At 61.2% G+C, this 20,719-nt stretch carries 22 protein-coding genes; 6 read left to right on the top strand and 16 right to left on the bottom strand.

What is annotated here, in order from left to right; translation table 11 throughout:
- Nucleotides 1-126 precede the first annotated feature (126 nt).
- Nucleotides 127-1,035 carry a glutaminase B gene (gene glsB, locus J3P79_RS16555; RefSeq protein ID WP_434604263.1) on the bottom strand — a complete coding sequence of 303 codons (909 nt, stop codon included), beginning with the start codon at nucleotides 1,033-1,035 and terminating at the stop codon, nucleotides 127-129.
- A 156-nt stretch (nucleotides 1,036-1,191) separates the two neighbouring features.
- Here glsB and J3P79_RS16560 point away from each other — a divergent pair, with 156 nt between their 5' ends.
- Entirely contained in the window at nucleotides 1,192-1,386 is a 195-nt protein-coding gene (locus J3P79_RS16560; RefSeq protein WP_039589239.1) for a hypothetical protein, read from the top strand.
- A gap of 15 nt (nucleotides 1,387-1,401) precedes the next feature.
- Here J3P79_RS16560 and J3P79_RS16565 read toward each other — a convergent pair whose 3' ends face one another.
- From J3P79_RS16565 to J3P79_RS16620, 12 genes are all read right to left on the bottom strand, one after another.
- Nucleotides 1,402-2,421 carry a hypothetical protein gene (locus J3P79_RS16565; protein WP_434604266.1) on the bottom strand — a complete coding sequence of 340 codons (1,020 nt, stop codon included), beginning with the start codon at nucleotides 2,419-2,421 and terminating at the stop codon, nucleotides 1,402-1,404.
- A gap of 87 nt (nucleotides 2,422-2,508) precedes the next feature.
- On the bottom strand, nucleotides 2,509-3,915 hold the full coding sequence (locus J3P79_RS16570) for a saccharopine dehydrogenase NADP-binding domain-containing protein (RefSeq protein ID WP_434604268.1): 1,407 nt from the start codon (nucleotides 3,913-3,915) through the stop codon (nucleotides 2,509-2,511).
- 117 nt (nucleotides 3,916-4,032) lie between these two features.
- Nucleotides 4,033-4,839 carry a DUF3618 domain-containing protein gene (locus tag J3P79_RS16575; RefSeq protein ID WP_434604270.1) on the bottom strand — a complete coding sequence of 269 codons (807 nt, stop codon included), beginning with the start codon at nucleotides 4,837-4,839 and terminating at the stop codon, nucleotides 4,033-4,035.
- Nucleotides 4,836-5,267, bottom strand: a complete 432-nt coding sequence (locus J3P79_RS16580) for a phage holin family protein (RefSeq protein ID WP_434604273.1) — start codon at nucleotides 5,265-5,267, stop codon at nucleotides 4,836-4,838. Before J3P79_RS16580 ends, J3P79_RS16575 begins: the two co-directional genes overlap by 4 nt.
- Nucleotides 5,267-5,917: a hypothetical protein gene (locus J3P79_RS16585; protein ID WP_434604275.1), complete on the bottom strand. Its 651-nt coding sequence runs from the start codon at nucleotides 5,915-5,917 to the stop codon at nucleotides 5,267-5,269. The genes J3P79_RS16580 and J3P79_RS16585 overlap by 1 nt, the downstream gene beginning before the upstream one ends.
- A 236-nt stretch (nucleotides 5,918-6,153) precedes the next feature.
- Nucleotides 6,154-6,654, bottom strand: a complete 501-nt coding sequence (locus tag J3P79_RS16590; RefSeq protein ID WP_030139706.1) for a ferritin-like domain-containing protein — start codon at nucleotides 6,652-6,654, stop codon at nucleotides 6,154-6,156.
- A 123-nt stretch (nucleotides 6,655-6,777) separates the two neighbouring features.
- Nucleotides 6,778-7,707: a ZIP family metal transporter gene (locus tag J3P79_RS16595; RefSeq protein WP_434604278.1), complete on the bottom strand. Its 930-nt coding sequence runs from the start codon at nucleotides 7,705-7,707 to the stop codon at nucleotides 6,778-6,780.
- 108 nt (nucleotides 7,708-7,815) lie between these two features.
- Nucleotides 7,816-8,697, bottom strand: a complete 882-nt coding sequence (locus tag J3P79_RS16600; RefSeq protein ID WP_434604281.1) for a manganese catalase family protein — start codon at nucleotides 8,695-8,697, stop codon at nucleotides 7,816-7,818.
- 267 nt (nucleotides 8,698-8,964) lie between these two features.
- Complete coding sequence (locus tag J3P79_RS16605; protein ID WP_039589227.1) at nucleotides 8,965-9,342, bottom strand: general stress protein; 378 nt, start codon at nucleotides 9,340-9,342, stop codon at nucleotides 8,965-8,967.
- A gap of 515 nt (nucleotides 9,343-9,857) precedes the next feature.
- Nucleotides 9,858-10,106, bottom strand: coding sequence for a metallothionein (locus J3P79_RS16610; RefSeq protein WP_039589226.1), 249 nt, complete (start codon nucleotides 10,104-10,106; stop codon nucleotides 9,858-9,860).
- A 24-nt stretch (nucleotides 10,107-10,130) separates the two neighbouring features.
- A complete protein-coding gene (locus J3P79_RS16615) occupies nucleotides 10,131-10,400 on the bottom strand; it encodes a hypothetical protein (RefSeq protein WP_434604283.1) in 270 nt (89 codons plus the stop codon).
- Nucleotides 10,401-10,481: 81 nt separating this feature from the next.
- Nucleotides 10,482-10,991 (bottom strand): ferritin-like domain-containing protein, encoded by a 510-nt coding sequence (locus tag J3P79_RS16620; RefSeq protein WP_039589224.1) that lies wholly within the window; start codon nucleotides 10,989-10,991, stop codon nucleotides 10,482-10,484.
- 180 nt (nucleotides 10,992-11,171) lie between these two features.
- Here J3P79_RS16620 and J3P79_RS16625 point away from each other — a divergent pair, with 180 nt between their 5' ends.
- Entirely contained in the window at nucleotides 11,172-11,999 is an 828-nt protein-coding gene (locus tag J3P79_RS16625) for an NAD-dependent protein deacetylase (RefSeq protein ID WP_434604285.1), read from the top strand.
- A 56-nt stretch (nucleotides 12,000-12,055) separates the two neighbouring features.
- Here the strand turns inward: J3P79_RS16625 and J3P79_RS16630 are convergent, their stop codons facing one another.
- Entirely contained in the window at nucleotides 12,056-12,958 is a 903-nt protein-coding gene (locus J3P79_RS16630; protein WP_039589222.1) for a LysR family transcriptional regulator, read from the bottom strand.
- 131 nt (nucleotides 12,959-13,089) lie between these two features.
- Here J3P79_RS16630 and J3P79_RS16635 point away from each other — a divergent pair, with 131 nt between their 5' ends.
- The 3 genes from J3P79_RS16635 to J3P79_RS16645 are packed head-to-tail and all read left to right on the top strand — an operon-like array spanning nucleotide 13,090 to nucleotide 15,682.
- On the top strand, nucleotides 13,090-13,788 hold the full coding sequence (locus J3P79_RS16635; protein ID WP_434604289.1) for a CoA transferase subunit A: 699 nt from the start codon (nucleotides 13,090-13,092) through the stop codon (nucleotides 13,786-13,788).
- A gap of 35 nt (nucleotides 13,789-13,823) precedes the next feature.
- Nucleotides 13,824-14,489, top strand: a complete 666-nt coding sequence (locus J3P79_RS16640) for a CoA transferase subunit B (RefSeq protein ID WP_434604292.1) — start codon at nucleotides 13,824-13,826, stop codon at nucleotides 14,487-14,489.
- 11 nt (nucleotides 14,490-14,500) lie between these two features.
- A complete protein-coding gene (locus J3P79_RS16645; protein WP_434604294.1) occupies nucleotides 14,501-15,682 on the top strand; it encodes an acetyl-CoA C-acetyltransferase in 1,182 nt (393 codons plus the stop codon).
- A gap of 259 nt (nucleotides 15,683-15,941) precedes the next feature.
- Here J3P79_RS16645 and J3P79_RS16650 read toward each other — a convergent pair whose 3' ends face one another.
- Entirely contained in the window at nucleotides 15,942-16,655 is a 714-nt protein-coding gene (locus J3P79_RS16650) for a FadR/GntR family transcriptional regulator (protein WP_434604297.1), read from the bottom strand.
- A gap of 342 nt (nucleotides 16,656-16,997) precedes the next feature.
- Here J3P79_RS16650 and gudD point away from each other — a divergent pair, with 342 nt between their 5' ends.
- A complete protein-coding gene (gene gudD / locus J3P79_RS16655; protein ID WP_039589218.1) occupies nucleotides 16,998-18,341 on the top strand; it encodes a glucarate dehydratase in 1,344 nt (447 codons plus the stop codon).
- Nucleotides 18,342-18,479: 138 nt separating this feature from the next.
- Here the strand turns inward: gudD and glgB are convergent, their stop codons facing one another.
- On the bottom strand, nucleotides 18,480-20,714 hold the full coding sequence (gene glgB, locus J3P79_RS16660) for a 1,4-alpha-glucan branching protein GlgB (RefSeq protein ID WP_434604300.1): 2,235 nt from the start codon (nucleotides 20,712-20,714) through the stop codon (nucleotides 18,480-18,482).
- Nucleotides 20,715-20,719: the final 5 nt, after the last annotated feature.

Genomic DNA, 20,719 nt, shown 5'->3' on the forward strand with positions numbered 1-20,719 from the left:
ATGTGTTCGCGCGAAGGCCAGACAAGGCGAAACGGGGCGAGGAAGCGGAGTGTACTGGAGTACATGAGCATTCCGAGCCCCGTTTCAACGCAGTATGGGCGAGTGCGGATACATTTCGTACAGAGCCTAGAACACCGACCAGCCAATCCGCTGGCTAAGCAATTCCAGCGCCGCCATGCCGGCCAGGGAGTTGCCGGCCGCGTTGAGCTCCGGCGACCAGACGCAGACCGTAAACTGCCCTGGCACCACGGCGACGATCCCGCCGCCCACACCGCTTTTGCCCGGCAAGCCGACACGGTAGGCAAAGTTGCCCGCCTCGTCGTACAGCCCGCTGGTGGCCATGATGGAATTGACTTGCTGGGTCTGGCGAGCGCTGAGGATCTGCTCGCCGCTGTGCTTGCAGAAACCGTCATTGGCGAGAAAGCAGAACGCCCGGGCCAGGTCGATGCAGTTCATTCGCAGCGCGCAATGGCTGAAATAACTGCGCAACACCGCTTCCACATCGTTATGGAAGTTGCCGAAGGATTGCATGAGGTAGGCCATCGCCGCGTTGCGGGCACGGTGCTGGTACTCCGACTCGGCGACCTTGCCGTCGACCATCACCTGGGGATTACCCGACAGACGTCGTACGAAATCACGCATCGACAGCGCCGGAGCGGCAAAGCGTGACTGGTTGATGTCACAGATCACCAAGGCTCCGGCATTGATGAACGGATTGCGCGGACGGCCCCGTTCGAACTCCAGTTGCACCAAGGAGTTGAAAGGCTGGCCGGAGGGTTCATGGCCCAGGCGCTCCCAGATGGCCTCGCCGGAATGCTCGATGGCCTGCACCAGGCTGAATACCTTGGAAATACTCTGCACCGAGAACGCAGTCTCGGCGTCGCCCGCGCAATACATCTCGCCGTCATTGCTATACACGGCAATGCCCAACTGATTGGCCGCCACAGTGCCGAGGGCGGGAATGTAGTTGGCCACCTTGCCCTGACCGATCAGGGGGCGAACCGCATCGAGGATCTCGTTCAACAGTGCTTGCATGTGCGCAGGGTCCAATCATTCCCCGTTCGAGTGCGGGGATACAGACGCTAGACGCCGATGGGCAGGTTCAGAGCACACTGTTTCGCAAAATCGCCTGGGCGCTAGTCGGGAAATCCGGCGGTCTATAGTCAAGGATCAACCGGCAGGAGGTAAACGATGCGCCAGATCATGCAAAAAGAACCCTGGTGGGCCGCGCCGCCCCAGCCCGGGCAGGATGAAACTGAATTGGAGTGGGGATGGTTGGTGATTTACAGCGAAGGCGAGCCGCGCTTCGAGTTCATCAAGGAACGCCCCACGGACGAACAGATCCGCCATCGCAAGGGTTGTCGCGTCACGCTGGGGTCGGACTAGGAAAAGGGCCTCTGGTCAAGGAACGACGGCAGGCAATTCCACCGGCCGACCGGAAAGATCGGCTTCCATCAGGTTATCGTCGATTTCCCCGGCCAGGTAATACACCGGGGCCATCACCCCGCTGAGGGGATGCTTGAGGGACTTGAACCAGGCTTCGTCGAACGCCGCGCTCAGGCTCTTGCGGATCTGTGCTTCCATTTCCTCCCGTTCGCCCTCGTGGATCATCGCGCGGATGCCCGCCACGCCGACAGAAATCAACGCCCCTGCGGCTTTTCCCGCCACGGCCGCTGCCGCACCGGCCGCCCCTCGCGTGGCGAATTGCGCTTCGATTTTTTCACTGGTGCGTTGCGCCACTGTGGCGATTACCGCGTCCGACGGACCTGAACCGGTGTCCGCCGCCTTGTCGACATGATCGATCAACGCCGCGTAGGCCGGTAGCGTATTGAGCGGTTCGGTGTGGACCATCTCGTACAACGACGCGTTGCGGGCCGCTGGTGGGCCCAGGTTGATGGCCGTGATGACGTGCAAGCGCCGGTTCATTACTTCGGGCGGGATGCGATGTCGCTGGGCAATTACCTGGATCTGCTGATTGAGCAGGCGCACGTAGTAACCGGTCGCGTTGGCCCTGATCGCCTCGGGATCGATTTCCACCGCGACGGGCGCCAGCACCTGCTCGCGATACTGCTCCTGCAAGTAAACCGCCAGGCGCTTGGCGGCCGAGTCCGCCTCGCCCTCGGCGCTGGCTGAATACCAGCTGACTTTCAACGCCAACCACTCCTGGGTCCAATAACTGCTGAACCACGGGATGAACTCGGCCTCCGTGCGCTCGTAGACCAACACCCGCCAATGCTCCATCGAGCCGCGCGCGTACAGCTGAGCCTGTTCGATGGCGCTTCTCGACGCGGCGATGATCTGCCGGTCAACCTGTCGCCAAGTGTCCTGGGCTATCGCTACCGTGGCGACTGGTTGGCCGCGCTGTGACGTGGCGCACCCCGCCAGGACGAGCATCACGACCAGCATCAGCGAACGCAGCACGATTGCGCCACCTCGGCACCAAGGAATCCATGGCGTTGAGTATAGGCATTGGAATCGGGTCGGTTCCCGGTGGCGAGGGAGCGGCAGTTAGAATCGGGTGAAGTGTCCGAATTGCCAGTCCTCCGCCGGGCCCTCGGCTGAAGGTTCGGGGTTGGCACCACTGGGGGTCCAGTCGGTGCGTTGGCCCACCAACGTGCCAAGGTGGGGCCTGGCAATTTCCAGCACACGCTCATGGTCCATCTGTTCGGGTTCGACGATACCGCAGTCCGGATGCTCGACCGCCCAGACGATCCCCGACAGCACCCCCGCCGCCACTTGCAGGCTGGTGGCGTTGTTGAATGGCACCAGCGCCCGAGCTTCATCGATGCTCAACAGCGAGCCGAACCAGTAGGCATTCCAGTCGTGCCCCATGAACAACACGCCCAGCGCATCGACGCCGCCGCTGTCGATTTCACCGTTGAGGATGCGTTGCCGGGTTTGTGGCCGCCAATCTCGGCCGATCAGTTCGTGTACCGACAGCAACGCGTCATTGCAAGGGTGATAGGCGTAATGCAGCGTCGGCCGATAGACCAATCTGCGTTGATCCTTGACGGTCAGCAGGTCAGCCGTCGAAGCGGTTTCGTGATGGGTGATCATCATGCCCAGGCATGGACCGCCCAGGGGCGTCCAAGTCTTTACCAACACGCTGGCGCTGGGCCGTTCCAGATAAATCGCGTTACGGCTGCCGAAGCGGTGGCGCCGCGCGGAAGGTGGCCACGTGCGCTCGTGGCTGCCCCAACCCAGCTCCGCCGGCTGGCTGCCCTCACTGATGAAACCGTGCACCGACCAGGTGTTGACGAACTCATCATCCTCTTTGAGACGTTGGGAGCACTGGGTATCGCGTTCGGCAAAATGAATGACCTTGATGCCCAGTTCCATGCACAACCTGGCCCAGTCGATCCCCTCACCGGCCTCAGGTAGCGGATGGCCCAACTGCACGGCCAATTCCATCAGACCAGCCTTGAGCAAATGCGTGATCAAGCCAGGGTTGGCACCGTGGGCAACCACTGCCGTCGGCCCCCTGCCCAATCGCTTGCGCAAATCCAGCACCTGGTAGCGCAACGCATAATTGGTGCGGTGGGAAAAGTCCAACTGTGGATCGTTGTAGCCGCCGGCCCAGGGCTCGACGCAAGTGTCCAGGTACAGCGCGCCCTTGTCGAAGGCATAGGCAATGACCGCCAGGGAGCTGACCTCCACCGACAGGTTGACAATGAAATCCCCCGGTTGGACAAAGCGATCCAGGGTTTGCGCGAAGGTCTGCTCGGTCAACGCCTCACAGACAAACTGAATGCCCCGTTCCTTGAACCAGATGTTCTGTTCGATTACCGGGGCGATGACGGTGATCTGCCGGACCTCGATGTGATCTTGTCCCAGCAGCAAGGGCAAGGTGGCCCGGGCAATGGAGCCGAAGCCGATGAAGACCAGATGGCCGGTAAACGGGACCTGATGTCTCATGTGCTGCTTCCTTGAGGACGGCGTATTTCTCATGAAATAACCGAACGACGGCCGAAGCTACTGTCAAGATTGACAGGTGCGGCGCGGATCCACCCGCGCCCCACCTGTGGGCACCGACTAAGTCCCCAGCCCGCCGGAAAGATCCGCGCCGGAATGCGCCCGTCCGTTGGCCGGTGTGACGCCAGGCTCATCACGATGCTCGGTGGTCTTGCTCACCGTATCGCGCACCGTTTCATAGCCCTCGCGCGCCTTTTGCTTGGCCTTGTCGGCCAGGCCGGCGCTGGTCTTGCCCATTACCCGCTGTTCGGTGGAAGTACTCGGCAAGGCCGCGCCCAACATGGCGCCCAAGGCGATACCCGCAGCCGCCATCATCAACGGTTGCTCCTTGAGCAGGCGGCTGAACTGATCGCCCAGGTCGTGCGACCCCTGGGCCATTCGATCACCCGTTTCATGTGCACGGCTGCGGGCGTGACGAGCACTGGCGCCCAAATCATCGGCCAGGTGCGAGGCCTTGTCCTTGAGGTGGTGAAAGCCTTCGCGCAAGGAGTCGGTGGTGTCATGCAAATGGTTCCTGGCACTGCCCAACCCACTGGCCAGCCCATCGGTCCAGCCGCTGGAATCCTGGTCAGGCCCGACGCGATAGCCAACCCGAGGTGGGTGGTTCTGGCCGAGCATCAACCAGCACAGGCCCACCGTGGTCAGCACAGTCGGCACCGGGTTGTTGCGCACCGTAGTGCCCAGGTTGCCAAAAAATTCCGCGCCATTTCCCTTTACCAGGCCCAAGGCCTGATCGAGCATTTGCCCTGGGGTGAATTTGCTGCCCAAGGCATCGACGATGTGGCTGATATGGGCGCGCTGCTCATCGATCTCGCGCTCGATGGTCTCCGGGCTTTTTTCCGATTCGGTTTTGAATTCATCCTTCATGAGGCTTTCCTCCGCAGGGCTTCCTGATCTTTGTTCAAGGCGTCGAGCGTTCGGTCAGGCTTGAAATGGGACGGTTCGAATTGCTTCTTGCCGGACTGCACCATGACAAAACCGATGATCATCACCACCACGCCCACGATCAGCGCGGCCAGCCAGGGCGCCATCATGGTGCTCAGGCCATACACCACCGCCATCAGCAAGATGATGAAGCCGGCCATCAGTACCATGGCGCCGCCCGCCACGCCGGCGATACCGGCTTTCAGGGTGTTGAGGCTGGCCTGGAATTCCGCCTTGGCCAATGCCAGTTCCTTGGTAAAAAGTGAGGGGACTTCGTGGGTCAACTGCCTGAGCAGGCCCATGACCGAGGCATCGTTTTCGGGCACCGAGGCCCCTGCGGAACGCTGGATATCCGGGTCTGGTCGATTCATCACAATTCTCCTCTGGTATTGGCCGAGCCCGGCAGCGAGCCGGTGGCTGAATCACTGGGATGGTCCTGCACGCTGGGCGAAGTCGGCGTAACGCCTGTGGCGAGTCCGCTGCGGGTCGCCGCCCCCGGACCAATAGGGTCGGGCATCGGATCGAAGGGCTGTGCGCCGAAGCCTTCGGCCGGTGGCTCCGCCTGCCCGGCCCCAGGGTTGTCGACCTCTGTGGCCAGCGGAGAGGTGCCGGCTTTGAGGAACCGCGACAGCCCGAAGCCCACGGCGATGCTGCCGGCGAGGAACAGCCCTGGGTTTTCCCGCGCCAAGCGCGAGCCGTCCTGCAACAGCTGTTCAGCGCTCTTGTGGCGCAACTTGCTGGCCAGGCCGCCCATGCTGTCGGCCATGTCTGCCAAGTAGTGCGACAAGCCCAGCGTGTCGTTGGCTTCGAGTTCCGACATGGCTGATTTGGCGCCACGCGCCAACGCGTCGATCTGATCCGCCGCAGTATCGCGGTACTGGCCGAAATGCGCATCGGCCCGTTCGCGGGCGCTGCCGATGGCTTCGTTCACGTCATCCTTGATGTGGTTCAGGGGCTCTTCAGCTCGCCCCTGGCTTGCGGTGCCGCTTTGTCGCTCGGGGTTGTTGTCCGGGATAGTCATGTCTGTCCATCGCCTCCGTGATGAAAAACTCAACATCAGGCACTGCCTGCGCGATGCCTGGATCAGTGCCTCTCAGAACAAGTGACGGGACGCGCGGGAGCCGAGTTCCAACGAGTTTGACGGTTTGACGCCGTGTGGTCGCCGGGGCCGCTGGGCTGGGTTTCGCTAGAAAAAAAGGCACTGGTGAGAACACCAATGCCCTTTCTGATACTGGACAAAAAGCGGTTATGTCGACATCAGGATTCCATCGTCGCCGCCTGGTTGCCACCTTGCTCGGCTATCTTCGACAGCTTCTCGTCGGTGGCTTTTTCTTCCTTGAGCGTCGCCAGCAGCAGGCCAACCACTTCATCGCCCAGGTTCAGATGCTTGGCCATGGCGATCAAGGTGCCGTAGCTGGCGATTTCGTAGTGCTCGACTTTCTGCGCAGCGCCGATCAACCCCGCGTCGAGCACCGCACCTTTGTCGATTTCCTCGATCAGTTCCTTGGACTCTTCCACCAACCCTTCCATGGCGATGCACTTCATGCGCTTGAGCTTGATGCCCGCCACTTCGACCAAGGTGTCGATGCGTTCGATCTGTCCTTGGGTTTCTTCAAGGTGATCGTTGAAAGCCTGAGCCAACAGCGGATTGGTGGTGGCACGGGCCATGCGCGGCAATGCGCGGGTGATCTGCTTTTCAGCGCTATAGACGTCGGACAGCTCATGAATGAACAGGTCCGTCACTGTTTTTCTGGCCATTTGGAGATCCTCCGATCAGTGAATGGTGAAGCCACGCTTCACCTGTTCAACACTGACTCGGACGATTTTGTGGATGTTCAAGAAATCTGCGAACGGCTGGACGGAGGGTTGCAAGGCGCAGCCTCAACCCAGCGCAGTGTCCAGGAACATCATCACAGCGAACCCCATCATCAAGCCCAGGGTCGCCGGCGTTTCGTGGCCGTTGCGGTGGGTTTCCGGAATCACTTCGTGTGACACCACGAAGATCATCGCCCCCGCCGCCAGGCCCAGGCTGATGGGATAAGCCACCGCCACGCCGGAAGACATGCCCAGCCCGATCACCGCCCCCAGGGGTTCCATCAAGCCTGAGCCGACCGCAATCAGCGCGGCGCGCAACGTGCTGATCCCGGTCACTCGCAGCGCCATGGCGATGGCGAGGCCTTCGGGAATGTCCTGGATCGCGATCGCGGTGGTCAGGGGCAGGCCAACCTTGAAGTCGCCGTTGGCAAAGCTCACGCCAATGGCCATGCCCTCCGGCAGGTTGTGCAAGGTGATTGCCAGGACGAACAACCAGACCCGATTGATGCGCTTGGCCTCGGGGCCGCGACGTCCACTCAACTCGTGCTCGTGGGGTACGAAGCGGTCAAGGCCGACCATCAGTGCCACGCCCAGCCCCAGGCCAATGACGACGACCAACGCGGCGAGCAATTGATTGCCGCAGATGATCTGCGCGGCTTCGATGCCCGGCAGGATCAGCGAGAACGAACTGGCCGCGAGCATCATGCCGGCCGCGAAACCCAACATGATGTCCTGGGTACGCGATGAAATATCGCGCAGCACCACCGCCATCATCGCCCCCAGCGCCGTAGCGGCAAAGCCGGAGGCCCCGCCCAGCGCCGCATAGCCCAGGTTTTGGCGATCGGCCCCCACCAGCGCGTTGTAGCCGCTATAGAGCAACAGCACGGCGACCAGGGCCAACCCGAGCCAGAAGGTCACCCCCAGCAGCAGATTGTTTTGCACAGGATCAAGCCATGTACGCCAGGGCGATCGGATCCGGGAGGTGGGCTGGTCCATCGAGTGTCCTTGTTGATTTAACCGCACGGTGCCTGATCGTCACCCGCAACCACAGGGACGATCAAGTCATATGTTCAGGCGAGGGAGCCAGGCCCCCCCGCCGATGCCTCACAGTTTCTCGTTTTGCATCCCTGCGCCCAGGTCCGCGCCTGTCGTGGGGTTGCTTTCCGGGTTGGACATCGTCCGCGCCTTCATGTCCATCAACAGCGCTTCGTCTTTCTGACTCAACTGGACACTGGCCAAGCCATCACCACCGTCGACCGCCGGCGTTGGGTTCTCGACGAACTCCCAATCGTCGCCCTGGTTCCAAGGGCCGCGCACCGAAGGTTCGCCTTGGGACATGTTGAAGTACACGTTGGTGAACTCCGGCATGCCGGGCAGCTTACCTTGTGGGAAGTTGGGCTGGATGGAATGCAGGGCTTTTTCGAAGGACAACTGGTGAGCGATTTCACGGGTCATCAGGAAGCCGAGGGCTTCTTTTACACCCGGGTCATCGGTCACGTTCATCAACCGCTCATACACGATTTTCGCCCGGGCTTCGGCGGCGATGTTCGAACGCATGTCTGCCGTAGGTTCGCCGATGGTGTCGATGTACGCAGCGGTCCAAGGCACACCAGCCGAGTTGGTCAACGGCGAACCCGCGCCATACAGCACGCTGGTGATGTGGGAATCGTTGCCGGCACCGTTGATGTCGCGGTACAGCTGGCCCTCCTGTTCGACACCTTCGGCCATCTTGCCTTTGGCGCCCTTGTTCAGCATCACGATGATCGAGCCGATCACCTCCAGGTGGCTGAGTTCCTCGGTGGCGATGTCCATCAGCAGATCCTTGCGGCCCGGATCATCCTCCGACAAAGCCTGGGTGAAATAACGCGACGCCGCCGCCAGCTCGCCCTGGGCGCCGCCAAATTGCTCGAGCAACAGGTTGGCGAGTCCTGGATTGGGCTCGGCGACACGCACGGTATATTGCAATCGTTTGTTATGAAGGAACATGATTGAACTCCTCGGTCAGGACACAGTTCATGGGAACCCTGCCGGCGACAGGCCCATGAGAGTCAGAAGAAGTTGAACGAATAAAATTTATTTTTTATTCACAGTAGAAGACGAATGGTAGTTGCAAGCCATACAAAACCAGCCATGTCTTAATAATGAATAGTTAAGCGAAGCCGGACATGACATGCCCAACTATAAAACACACTTTACAAGGTGGCCGATTACAGACCTCATGTCAGTGACATGAGGCCTGTAGACCACGGAACATTACGATTTACGACCGCCGCCGTGGCTGTTTTCACCACCTTTCTTGCCGGCTTCGGAAGCTTTTTCCCGGTCATTGGCGAAGTTGCCGCCAGAGGCTTGGCCCCCTTTGCGCCCGGCTTCCGATGCCCGTTCAGGGTCATTGGCAAAATTGCCACCCGAGGCTTGTCCACCTTTGCGGCCCGCCTCTGCGGCACGTTCCGGATCGTTGGCAAAATTGCCACCCGACATATGGCCACCCTTGCGGCCGGCCTCGGCTGCGCGTTCCGGATCGTTGGCGAAGTTGCCACCCGATGCCTGGCCGCCTTTCTTGCCGGCTTCCGATGCTTTCTCACGATCGTTAGCGAAATTGCCAGGGTTGTTATTACCTGTATTTGCCATTTCATTCACCTCGTTAGTTGCTATTTGCGAACCCCGCTGGTTCGTACTTATTCGGAAAACATGACGCATCCAAGGTTTGAAGAAAGTTCTTCCAAGGGCGACGAACGGTCAATGCCTTTATTTATATACCGCTGCGCTTGCAATAAATTGAAATTTGCTATCACCCAAGCGGCGGCTAATTAACGTCACCAGGATGCGCAAGTAAGTGGGAGCAAGCCTGCTCCGCGAATGCAATGGGTCACCCAATATAAAATATTGAACTTTCGAATGCTTTCGCGAGCAGGCTCGCTCACACAACGGCCCTGCTCCGAACCTTTAAAAACAGTGCGTGTCTTTCCACGCCGTCCGCCAAGGGCCGAGTGGCGCCGGCACCCCTCTGCACCGGTCTCGTCACCCTGGCCTCGCGCCGTTCCAGGAAGCCAAAACTCGCGGGCTGCCGGTGTTGTCTTGCACCACCGCACTGACCGGCTTGCGGCGTCCGGGTACCTGTCGCCGATACCCGGATAAAGCGTTATTCAGGGCGAGATAGGATCGCTGGCCGGAAACGTCTCCTCCAGCGCTTCATCCAGCTGATTGTTGGTAATGTCCCGCTCGCCGACCTTGCCACTGCGTTCGCAATGGCAGTCCTGCGCCGGGCATGGCTCGCCGTTTGGATGTTGTTCTGCGCAGGCCTGGCTGCAATACGCCTCGCCGTCATGATTGAACACCCGCTCGGGATCGACGTCGCAATGGCAGCCGGGGCAGCCACATTTCAATTCACTCATGTTCTCCTCCTGCACGAGCGGCTATCAGGATCCCACCAACAATTGCACCTCAAGGTTCGCTGCCGCAACGCCATGCTTGGCCACATACACCTCATCTGCCCAACCTTTGGTCAGGTTGCGATAGGTGTGGGTGCCCACCGCCGTGCCGCTGTCCCATTCCATGACATCGCCAATATCAACGTCATTGGCGGGCCCCAGCTCGAGCACCGTGTGGCCGTCCTCTTCTGTCACGTAAACGCCCACCCTGGCGCTCTGCCGATTGATGGCTCTTACCTCACCGGTGGTCTGCTTCATACCTGTCCTCTTTGTGTTTGACGGCAGGTTCGGGCATGGCCGGAACGCGTCCGGCCGCGCCTCTTCCTGAGGGTTCAAGCCTCAGCGCTTGGCTTCGGTATGCGGATTGGCCGAACGCTCCAGGAACGCCTGGGTGATTTCCGGCAAGTGATCGCGCAGCCAATCGGCCATCGCGATCTCCTGGGGCAGGATCTGTTCGCAAGCCCGTTGGGTTTCCACGTCTCCGGCCACTTTTGCCGCTTCGATCAGCACCGTGTAGGAAGCGATCTCGAGGTTCTCGAATACGTAGCCACTCATGGCGCCCTTGACCACTTCGTCACTCATCGCCATGCCGCCCATGGCCTGACCAAACGCCATCAGCTTGCCGGCCATGTCCTTGAGCATCGACGGGCTGCCGCCCAGGCGCTGGATGCATTGTTCCACCAGCTTCTGCTGCCCGAGCGTCTCTTCGATGTGCTGTTCGATCCGGGCCTTGAGCACCGGATAATGTTCCAGGCGCTCGGCCTGGGCCTTGAGCATTTTCTCCGCTTGCTGTTCCATGGCGTGAGCATCGTTGAGCCAATCCAGCAGGTTCTCTTTAGGGGTTGCCATTGCGTTCTCCTTGTTCAGTGTTCATTGGCGCACTGCAAGTGCGAGAGCTCTGAAATACCGCACATAAGGTGGATGTTCCCCGCACCGGGAAAGTTTGAAGAAACAGCGCCGGAGAGCGACGAAAGGCGTACCGAGAGGACGATGCTAACCTCAACGACTCCTAGCCAGCGGAGCCCAGCAATGCCCGACGATCTACACCGTGAACCGATCGAACAACTGCAGGAATACCTGGCCGGGCGCCGCTTCCTGGTGCTGACCGGCGCGGGCATCAGCACCCCATCCGGTATCCCCGATTACCGTGACAGCGACGGCGTTCGACGGGGCCGGCAACCGATGATGTACCAGGAATTCCTCGCCAAGCCCGAGGCGCGAAGGCGCTACTGGGCGCGAGCCATGCTCGGCTGGCCACGCCTGTGCCAGGCCCGCCCGAACCTGGCCCACGAAGCCCTAGCGGCGCTGCAAGTGGCGGAGCGCATCAGCGGGCTGATCACCCAGAATGTCGACGCCTTGCATGACCAGGCCGGAAGCCGCCAGGTCATCGAGCTACACGGCAGCCTGCATCGGGTGCTATGCCTGGATTGCGGCCAGCAGAGCGACCGCCAGCAAATCCAGATCATGATGGAAAGGCAAAACCCTTACCTGGCCGGCGTCGACGCGGTACAAGCCCCGGACGGCGATACGCTGCTGGATCCGGCATTCGAGGCGCGCTTCCAGATCCCCCGTTGCCCTCATTGCGATGGCGAGCGGCTGAAACCCGACGTGGTTTTTTTCGGAGAAAACGTCGCCGCCACCACCGCAACCCGCGCCACGCAAGCCGTAGAACAAGCGGATGGGCTGTTGGTGGTGGGTTCTTCGTTGATGGCGTATTCGGCCTTTCGCCTCTGTCGAGCAACCAAGGACCAGGGCAAGCCACTGCTGGCGATCAACCGGGGCAAGACCCGGGCTGATGAGTTGCTGGATTTGAAGGTGCAAGTGCCGTGTGAAGAATTGCTACCGCTGCTGACCTGAAGCGCACTCCGTCCCCTGTGGGAGCGAGCTTGCTCGCTTCCGCAAAGGCCCGGTGGTCACCCCACGATCAACTGCGTCCCGATATCCTGATCCCTGAACGTATCGAACAACGCCTGGGCCGCCGCAGACAGCTCGTAGCCCGGCTTGGTCAGCACGCCGATGGCCCGTTCGATCACCGGATCGCCGAGGGTGATGCAACGGGCGCCCAGTTCGTGCATCTGGCCGACGCACAAGGCCGGCACGGCGCTCACGCCGAGGCCGCTGGCAACCATTCGCCCGACGGTCGCCAGTTGATGACTCTCGAACTCCACCGGCAATTTCATGCCCCGCGCTTGCAGATGCTCCTCCAGCATCACCCGCACGGTAGAAGGCCGTTGCAGGGTGATGAACGGCTGTTCCAGCAGGGTCTGCCATTGGACTTCGTCGCGCTGGGCCAATGGCGAATCCAAGGGCACCACCGCGACGAAACGATCGAGGTACAACGGCGTGAACGCTAATGACGAGCCCTGCATGGGCTCGAACGCCACGCCCAGTTCCACATGACGATCGCGGACCATTTCCAGCACCTGCTCGTTGATCACATCGTTGACCGTGACGTTGACATTCGGGAAGCGCGCGCGGAAGGTCTTGAGGATCGGCGGCAACAGGTTGCCGGCGAAGGATGGCATCGCCGCCAATGTCACGCGGCCACGCTGCAAGGTAAAGCGCTGGCGCATTTCGTCTTCGGCGTTGTCCCAGTCGGCCACCAGCCGACGGGCCAGTGGCAGCAGTGATTCGCCTTCGGGCGTCAACGCCACGTTGCGCGTGTTGCGGCTGAACAGGCGACCACCGAGCCCTTCTTCCAGGGCCTTGATCGTCAAGCTCAGGGCCGATTGGGAGAGATGCAGCCGCTCGCAGGCCACGGCGAAGCTAAGGCTCTGGGCCACGGCCAGGAACGCACGGATTTGCTTCAGGGTCATGGTCGCTGCGCTCCGAGGGCAATTATTGAGTTTTATCAATCAATCAAATCTAAAAATCAACTTAACAAATATATGACTTGGCGCAACACTGCATTTCATTGCGACCCCACTCAAGAATAAAAGAGGTGTCTATGGCAGGTTTCGACAAACGCGTGAGCTCTTACGAAGAAGCGCTGGAGGGCTTGAAGGATGGCATGACCATCATCGCCGGCGGCTTCGGTCTGTGTGGCATTCCAGAAAACCTGATCGCCGAGATCAAGCGCAAGGGCACCCGAGACCTTACCGTGGTCTCCAACAACTGCGGCGTCGACGGTTTCGGCCTCGGCGTGCTGCTGGTGGACCGCCAGATCCGCAAGGTGGTGGCTTCCTACGTGGGTGAAAACGCCCTGTTCGAACAGCAACTGCTGAGCGGCGAGATCGAAGTCGTGCTCACCCCCCAAGGCACCCTCGCCGAAAAAATGCGCGCCGGTGGCGCAGGCATCCCGGCGTTCTTCACCGCCACCGGGGTCGGCACCCCCGTGGCCGAAGGCAAGGAAGTGCGCGAATTCCATGGCCGCCAGTACCTGATGGAAGAATCCATCACCGGCGACTTCGCCATCGTCAAAGGCTGGAAAGCCGACCATTTCGGCAACGTGATCTATCGTCACACCGCGCAGAACTTCAATCCGCTGGCGGCCACCGCGGGCAAGATCACCGTGGTGGAAGTCGAAGAAATCGTCGAGCCCGGCGAGCTGGACCCGGCACAGATCCATACCCCCGGCATCTACGTCGACCGGGTCATTTGCGGCACGTTCGAAAAGCGCATCGAACAGCGCACCGTCCGTAAGTGATCCCCTGCCCCCGGCCCGAATGAAGGAATGACACCATGGCACTTTCCCGCGAACAAATGGCTCAGCGCGTCGCCCGCGAAATGCAAGACGGCTACTACGTGAACCTCGGTATCGGCATTCCGACCCTGGTCGCCAACTACATTCCCGAAGGCATGGAAGTCATGCTGCAATCGGAAAACGGCCTGCTCGGCATGGGCGCGTTCCCCACCGAAGCGGAAGTTGACGCCGACATGATCAACGCCGGCAAGCAGACCGTCACCGCGCGCATCGGCGCTTCGATCTTTTCCTCGGCCGAATCCTTCGCCATGATCCGTGGCGGCCACATCGACCTGACGGTGCTCGGCGCGTTCGAAGTGGACGTCGAAGGCAACATTGCCTCCTGGATGATCCCCGGCAAACTCGTCAAGGGCATGGGCGGCGCGATGGACCTGGTGGCGGGAGCCGAGAACATCATCGTCACCATGACCCATGCGTCCAAGGACGGCGAATCGAAACTGCTGCCCCGTTGCAGCCTACCGCTGACAGGCGCCGATTGCATCAAGCGCGTGCTGACGGACCTGGCCTACCTGGAAATCCAGGACGGCGCCTTTATTCTCAAGGAACGTGCCCCCGGCGTCAGCGTCGAGGAAATCGTCGCCAAGACCGCCGGCAAACTGATCGTGCCGGACCACGTCCCTGAAATGCAGTTCGCTGCCCAGTGAGGAGAGATTCGATGCAAGAAGTCGTGATTGTCGCCGCAACCCGCACCGCCATCGGCAGCTTCCAGGGTTCGCTGGCATCCATTCCCGCGCCGGAGCTCGGTGCCGCAGTGATTCGTCGCCTACTGGAGCAGACCGGCCTGTCGGGCGAGCAAGTCGATGAAGTGATTCTCGGCCAGGTCCTGACCGCAGGCTCCGGGCAGAACCCGGCGCGCCAGGCATCAATCCTCGCCGGCCTGCCCCACGCCGTACCGGCGCTGACCTTGAATAAGGTCTGCGGCTCGGGTCTCAAGGCGTTGCACCTGGGCGCCCAGGCGATCCGCTGCGGCGATGCCGACGTGATCATTGCCGGCGGCATGGAAAACATGAGCCTGGCCCCCTACGTGTTGCCGGCCGCCCGTACCGGCCTGCGCATGGGCCACGCGAAGATGATCGACAGCATGATCACCGATGGCTTGTGGGATGCGTTCAACGATTACCACATGGGCATTACCGCCGAGAACCTGGTGGACAAGTACGGTATCAGCCGCGAGGCGCAAGATGCCTTTGCCGCCGCGTCCCAGCAGAAAGCCGTCGCTGCCATCGAGGGCGGTCGCTTCGCCGATGAAATCACTCCGATCCTGATTCCCCAGCGCAAGGGCGACCCGGTGGCCTTCGCCACCGACGAACAGCCACGCGCCGGCACTACCGCTGAATCTCTGGGCAAGCTCAAGCCGGCGTTCAAGAAAGACGGCAGCGTCACGGCGGGTAACGCCTCGTCGCTGAACGATGGCGCCGCCGCAGTGATCCTGATGAGCGCGGAAAAAGCCAAGGCGCTGGGGTTGCCGGTGCTGGCAAAAATCAGCGCCTACGCCAATGCTGGCGTCGATCCGGCGATCATGGGCATTGGCCCGGTCTCGGCCACTCGCCGCTGCCTGGACAAGGCCGGCTGGTCGCTGGACCAACTGGACCTGATCGAAGCCAACGAAGCGTTTGCCGCCCAGTCCCTGGCTGTAGCCAAGGAACTGGAATGGGACATGGACAAGGTCAACGTCAACGGTGGCGCCATCGCCCTGGGCCACCCGATCGGCGCTTCGGGCTGCCGGGTGCTGGTGACGCTGCTGCATGAAATGATCAAGCGCGACGCCAAGAAGGGCCTCGCAACCCTGTGCATCGGCGGCGGCCAAGGCGTGGCCCTCGCATTGGACCGGGCGTAACCGGCAACAGGCACAACGGTGGCGGCGCGGACCCACGACATCTGCGCGACCACTGGCACCACCACCGGCGCCACTTCGGTTGCGCCGGTTTTTTTATGCCCACTTACTCTCTTTAAATCTTGCTGACCCCTTCGTCGGATCGCCGCTCGGAGCAAGCTCCCACAGGGTTCTGTGGTGGTTGCAGAACTCAAGAAAAAGTCAGGCCCATTGTGGGAGCGAGCTTGCTCGCGATGGCGGTGGATCTGGCAATGGTGATCGGTCAGCTCCCCGCACCAAACCGATCACGGCTGTTGGTCAGGTGCAACCACATCGCCGCGCGCGCGGCATCGGGGTCCTGGCGCTTGATGGCGTTGAAAATCGCTTCGTGTTCCAGGTTGGCAAATTGCGCGAGCCTGCCCAGGTCAGCCTGGCCACGTTCGGCCAAGTTCACTCGCGTACGTGGAATCATCGCGCTGCCCAGGTGCTGCATGATTTCGACAAAACAGGTGTTATCCGTGGCTTCGGCGATCAACAGATGGAAACGCCGGTCAGCCTCGACGCAGCTGTCATTGCTGCTGAGCAACTGCTGATAGTCGTCCAGCGCCTCGCGCATCTGCTGCAACTGCCGCTCGCTGCGACGTTGGGCCGCCAGTGCCGCCGCCTGGGTCTCCAGGCCCAGGCGCAACTCCAGGATTCCCCGGACGCCCGCCGCGGTATCAACGTTGAGCCGCAGCCCCTGCTCTCCGCTCTGCTCCAGCACAAAAGTGCCAATGCCATGGCGGGTCTCCACCAGCCCCGAAGCCTGCAATTTGGAAATCGCCTCGCGCACCACCGTGCGGCTTACCCCGTGCTCCCGCACGATCGCACCTTCGGACGGCAGCTTCTCCCCCGGCTTCAACTGCCCCAGCAAAATGCTCTGGCTCAACTTCGCCACCAGGTCATGGGCCAGGTTGTGGGTGCGCTTGCGCAGGGGCGCTTCTGTGTCTTGCTGCATGTGCCGGGATTCCTTGAAGACAGGCTTGTCGATCCTATCACTCGCCGCGTTGGAAGTACTCCTCGGAACACCCTCTACTTGTATGACAACACGCGAGATCGCCCAGTATCTACCGCTTAGGCTGGGCAAATACGGCAGGCCGTCCAAACTCAGAAGCCTTGTAAAAACGCTTCGTTAACGGCACACAACGCCACAAATACGGCATAAGAAGCTTCAAGAACCAATCCAATCGAACTCAGAAACAGCTTGTCAGACAAAAAATTCAACTTGTATGATGTCTATCAACATCGACACCTGCGCGATACCCCGCATAAAAACAATAACTCAAGGATTCCATACACGATGACTACGCCAGAAACCAGCAAAGCCCCGATCATCACCAGCATGCAGGTCGTCCCGGTGGCCGGCCACGACGGCATGCTGCTGAACCTCAGCGGTGCCCATGGTCCGTTCTTCACCCGCAACATCGTTATCCTCAAGGACAACGCCGGGCATACCGGCGTGGGCGAAGTGCCCGGCGGCGAGCGTATTCGCCAGACCCTGGAAGACGCTCGCTCGCTGGTGGTCGGCAGCCCCATCGGCACCTACCAGAAAATCCTCAACAGCGTGCGCCAGGCGTTTGCCGACCGGGATGCCGGCGGCCGAGGCCTGCAGACCTTCGACTTGCGCATCACCATCCACGCGGTCACGGGCCTGGAAGCCGCGTTGCTGGATCTGCTCGGTCAGCACCTGGATGTCCCGGTCGCGGCCCTGCTCGGCGAAGGCCAGCAGCGCGACGAAGTGAAGATGCTCGGCTATTTGTTCTATGTTGGTGACCGCCAGCAGACCGATCTGCCCTACCGCAGCGAACCGGACGCTGATAATGACTGGTTCCGCGTCCGCCATGAAAAAGCCCTGGATGCCGACGCCGTGGTGCGCCTGGCCGAAGCGGCCCACGCACATTACGGTTTCCAGGATTTCAAGCTCAAGGGCGGCGTGCTCAAGGGCGACGAGGAAATCGAAGCCGTGACGGCACTGGCCGAGCGCTTTCCCCAGGCGCGAATCACCCTGGACCCCAACGGCGCCTGGTCACTCAAGGAAGCGATTCGCCTGTGCCGCGACCAGCACAAAGTGCTGGCGTACGCAGAGGACCCTTGCGGCGCAGAGAATGGCTATTCGGGCCGTGAGGTGATGGCCGAGTTCCGCCGCGCCACCGGCCTCAAGACCGCTACCAACATGATTGCCACCGACTGGCGCGAAATGGGCCACGCCATCACGCTGCAATCCGTGGACATTCCCCTGGCCGACCCACATTTCTGGACCATGCAAGGTTCGGTGCGCGTGGCGCAGATGTGCAATGAATGGGGCCTGACCTGGGGCTCGCATTCCAACAACCACTTCGACATTTCCCTGGCGATGTTTACCCACGTCGCGGCGGCCGCACCGGGCGACATCACTGCCATCGACACCCACTGGATCTGGCAGGACGGCCAACGGTTGACCAAGGCACCGTTGCAAATCAAGGGAGGCTGCGTGCAAGTGCCGAAGAAACCGGGGCTGGGGATCGAGCTGGACATGGACCAGTTGGCCAAGGCTCACGAGCTGTACAAAGGCATGGGGCTCGGGGCGCGGGACGATTCGGTGGCGATGCAGTATCTGATCCCGGGCTGGACGTTCAACAACAAGCAGCCTTGCCTGGTTCGCTGAGAGGCTGAGGAGTTTTAGCTCAGCACTGCACTGTGGGAGCGAGCTTGCTCGCGATAGCGGAGTGTCTGTCGGCACTTTTGTGACCGACTGACCGCCATCGCGAGCAAGCTCGCTCCCACAGTGGATCTGAGTCTGGGCCTACCCCTCCGGCCGCAGGATCAGCACCGCCAGCGGCGGCAGGTTCAGTTCCAGCGACAGTGCCTGGCCATGGCTGGGGATCGCCTCGGTGGAGGCGCCGCCGCCGTTGCCATAGTTGGAGCCGGCGTAGGTGTCGGCATCGCTGTTGAGCAGCTCCACCCAACGACCGCCAAACGGCACGCCGACCCGATACGCCTCGCGCGGCACGGGCGTGAAGTTAGCGACGACCAATACCGGCCGACCGTCCTTGCTCCATCGCAACCACGCATAGACGCTGTTGAGCGCATCGTCGCCGATCAGCCATTGGAAGCCCTGTGGTGCATCGTCCTGGTCGTGCAGCGCCGGCTCTTCGCGATACAACCGGTTCAGGTCGCTCACCAGTTTCTGCACACCCCGGTGCTCGGGATATTGCAGCAGGTACCAGTCCAGTTGCTGGTCATGGTTCCACTCGCGCCATTGGCCAAATTCGCAGCCCATGAACAGCAGCTTCTTGCCCGGGTGGCCCCACATGAAACTGAGATAGGCCCGCAAGTTGGCGAATTTCTGCCAGCGGTCTCCAGGCATCTTATCGATCAGCGAGCGCTTGCCGTGGACCACTTCGTCGTGGGAAATCGGCAGCACGAAACGCTCGGACCAGGCGTACACCAGGCCGAAGCTCAACTCGTTATGGTGATGGGCGCGGTACACCGGATCCTGCTGGATGTAATGCAGCGAGTCGTGCATCCAACCCATGTTCCACTTGTAGGCGAAACCCAGGCCGCCCTGTTGCGTGCTCTGGCTGACGCCGGGCCAGGCAGTAGACTCTTCGGCGATGACCAACGCGCCCGGGGTTTCCAGCGCGACCACATCGTTGAGGTGCCGGAGGAAATCAATGGCTTCCAGGTTCTCACGTCCGCCGTGGCGGTTTGGCACCCATTCGCCGGCCTTGCGCGAATAATCGCGATATAGCATCGAGGCCACGGCATCCACCCGCAGGCCGTCGACGTGAAAATGCTTGAGCCAGTGCAACGCCGACGCCAACATGAAACCGTGGACCTCGGTGCGTCCGAGGTTGTAGATCAGCGTGTCCCAATCCTGGTGGAAACCTTCCAGCGGGTTACCGTATTCGTACAGCGCGGTGCCGTCGAACTGGGCCAGGCCATGGGTGTCGGTCGGAAAGTGCGCGGGCACCCAGTCCAGGATCACGCCGATGTCGGCCTTATGACAGGCATTGACGAACGCGGCGAAATCATCGGGTGAACCGAACCGCGCCGTCGGGGCAAATTGCGACAACGGTTGATAGCCCCACGAACCACCGAACGGGTGTTCCATGATCGGCATCAGCTCGATGTGCGTAAAGCCAAGGTCCTTGACGTAGGGGATCAGCCGCTCAGCCAGTTCATGCCAGTTGTATTGGCGGGAAACTTCGCCCGCCTCGTCGATCTCGCACTGCCAGGAACCGGCGTGCAACTCATAGATCGACAACGGCGCGCCCGGTAGCTGGCGTTCACGACGGCTTTGCATCCACTCGTCGTCGTGCCATTCGATGTTCAGTGGCGAAGCCACTTTGGACGCCGTATCAGGCGGCATTTGCGTGGCCAAGGCCACCGGGTCGGCCTTGAGCGGCAGAATGCCGTGGGCACCGAGGATTTCATATTTATAGCCTTCGCCCGGCCCGAGCCTCGGGATGAATATTTCCCACACGCCGGACGGATAACGGATGCGCATCGGATGCCGGCGCCCGTCCCAGACGTTGAAGTCACCCACCACCGAAACCCGGCGTGCGTTCGGCGCCCAGACGGCGAAACGCACGCCATCGACGCCATCCACCGTTTTCAGTTGCGCACCGAGGCAGGCACTGAGGTCGCGATGATTGCCTTCGGCGAACAAGTAGAGATCCATTTCCCCCAGCAGCGGACCGAAGCTGTACGGATCCTCTGCGACCTGCTCGCCGCCGGCCCAACGAGTGCGCAACAGGTATGGCTGGGCACGGTCGAAATGGCCGACGAACAAACCCGGGGTTTCGGTGATCTGCAACTCGCCCAGCTCTTCGCCGCCGTCACGGGCGAGCACATGCACGCTCAGCGCACCGGGCAGGTAGGCCCGGATGAATTGCCCGCCGGCCCCATCGCCATGCGGGCCCAGGATCGAAAACGGGTCGTGGTGTTCGGCGCGCACCAGCGCGTCGATGTCGTGGGGGGCCGGCAGCAATGACTCTTTGGCCTGCCCCTGTGATTCCTTGTTCGAGACGCTCATGATTC

The sequence above is a fragment of the Pseudomonas sp. R1-7 genome, assembly GCF_051132105.1.
In the GTDB taxonomy this organism is placed as follows: domain Bacteria; phylum Pseudomonadota; class Gammaproteobacteria; order Pseudomonadales; family Pseudomonadaceae; genus Aquipseudomonas.

Excerpts from the sequence above, each read along its gene's own strand:
- J3P79_RS16620 (WP_039589224.1), bottom strand. The coding sequence starts at position 10,991 with ATGGCAACCCCTAAAGAGAACCTGCTGGATTGGCTCAACGATGCTCAC.
- J3P79_RS16630 (WP_039589222.1), bottom strand. The coding sequence starts at position 12,958 with ATGACCCTGAAGCAAATCCGTGCGTTCCTGGCCGTGGCCCAGAGCCTT.
- J3P79_RS16595 (WP_434604278.1), bottom strand. The coding sequence starts at position 7,707 with ATGGACCAGCCCACCTCCCGGATCCGATCGCCCTGGCGTACATGGCTT.
- J3P79_RS16585 (WP_434604275.1), bottom strand. The coding sequence starts at position 5,917 with ATGACTATCCCGGACAACAACCCCGAGCGACAAAGCGGCACCGCAAGC.
- J3P79_RS16640 (WP_434604292.1), top strand. The coding sequence starts at position 13,824 with ATGGCACTTTCCCGCGAACAAATGGCTCAGCGCGTCGCCCGCGAAATG.
- J3P79_RS16560 (WP_039589239.1), top strand. The coding sequence starts at position 1,192 with ATGCGCCAGATCATGCAAAAAGAACCCTGGTGGGCCGCGCCGCCCCAG.
- J3P79_RS16650 (WP_434604297.1), bottom strand. The coding sequence starts at position 16,655 with ATGCAGCAAGACACAGAAGCGCCCCTGCGCAAGCGCACCCACAACCTG.
- J3P79_RS16590 (WP_030139706.1), bottom strand. The coding sequence starts at position 6,654 with ATGGCCAGAAAAACAGTGACGGACCTGTTCATTCATGAGCTGTCCGAC.
- J3P79_RS16625 (WP_434604285.1), top strand. The coding sequence starts at position 11,172 with ATGCCCGACGATCTACACCGTGAACCGATCGAACAACTGCAGGAATAC.
- gudD (WP_039589218.1), top strand. The coding sequence starts at position 16,998 with ATGACTACGCCAGAAACCAGCAAAGCCCCGATCATCACCAGCATGCAG.
- J3P79_RS16575 (WP_434604270.1), bottom strand. The coding sequence starts at position 4,839 with ATGAAGGATGAATTCAAAACCGAATCGGAAAAAAGCCCGGAGACCATC.
- J3P79_RS16615 (WP_434604283.1), bottom strand. The coding sequence starts at position 10,400 with ATGAAGCAGACCACCGGTGAGGTAAGAGCCATCAATCGGCAGAGCGCC.
- glgB (WP_434604300.1), bottom strand. The coding sequence starts at position 20,714 with ATGAGCGTCTCGAACAAGGAATCACAGGGGCAGGCCAAAGAGTCATTG.
- J3P79_RS16580 (WP_434604273.1), bottom strand. The coding sequence starts at position 5,267 with ATGAATCGACCAGACCCGGATATCCAGCGTTCCGCAGGGGCCTCGGTG.
- J3P79_RS16570 (WP_434604268.1), bottom strand. The coding sequence starts at position 3,915 with ATGAGACATCAGGTCCCGTTTACCGGCCATCTGGTCTTCATCGGCTTC.
- J3P79_RS16610 (WP_039589226.1), bottom strand. The coding sequence starts at position 10,106 with ATGAGTGAATTGAAATGTGGCTGCCCCGGCTGCCATTGCGACGTCGAT.
- J3P79_RS16645 (WP_434604294.1), top strand. The coding sequence starts at position 14,501 with ATGCAAGAAGTCGTGATTGTCGCCGCAACCCGCACCGCCATCGGCAGC.
- J3P79_RS16605 (WP_039589227.1), bottom strand. The coding sequence starts at position 9,342 with ATGGCAAATACAGGTAATAACAACCCTGGCAATTTCGCTAACGATCGT.
- glsB (WP_434604263.1), bottom strand. The coding sequence starts at position 1,035 with ATGCAAGCACTGTTGAACGAGATCCTCGATGCGGTTCGCCCCCTGATC.
- J3P79_RS16635 (WP_434604289.1), top strand. The coding sequence starts at position 13,090 with ATGGCAGGTTTCGACAAACGCGTGAGCTCTTACGAAGAAGCGCTGGAG.
- J3P79_RS16600 (WP_434604281.1), bottom strand. The coding sequence starts at position 8,697 with ATGTTCCTTCATAACAAACGATTGCAATATACCGTGCGTGTCGCCGAG.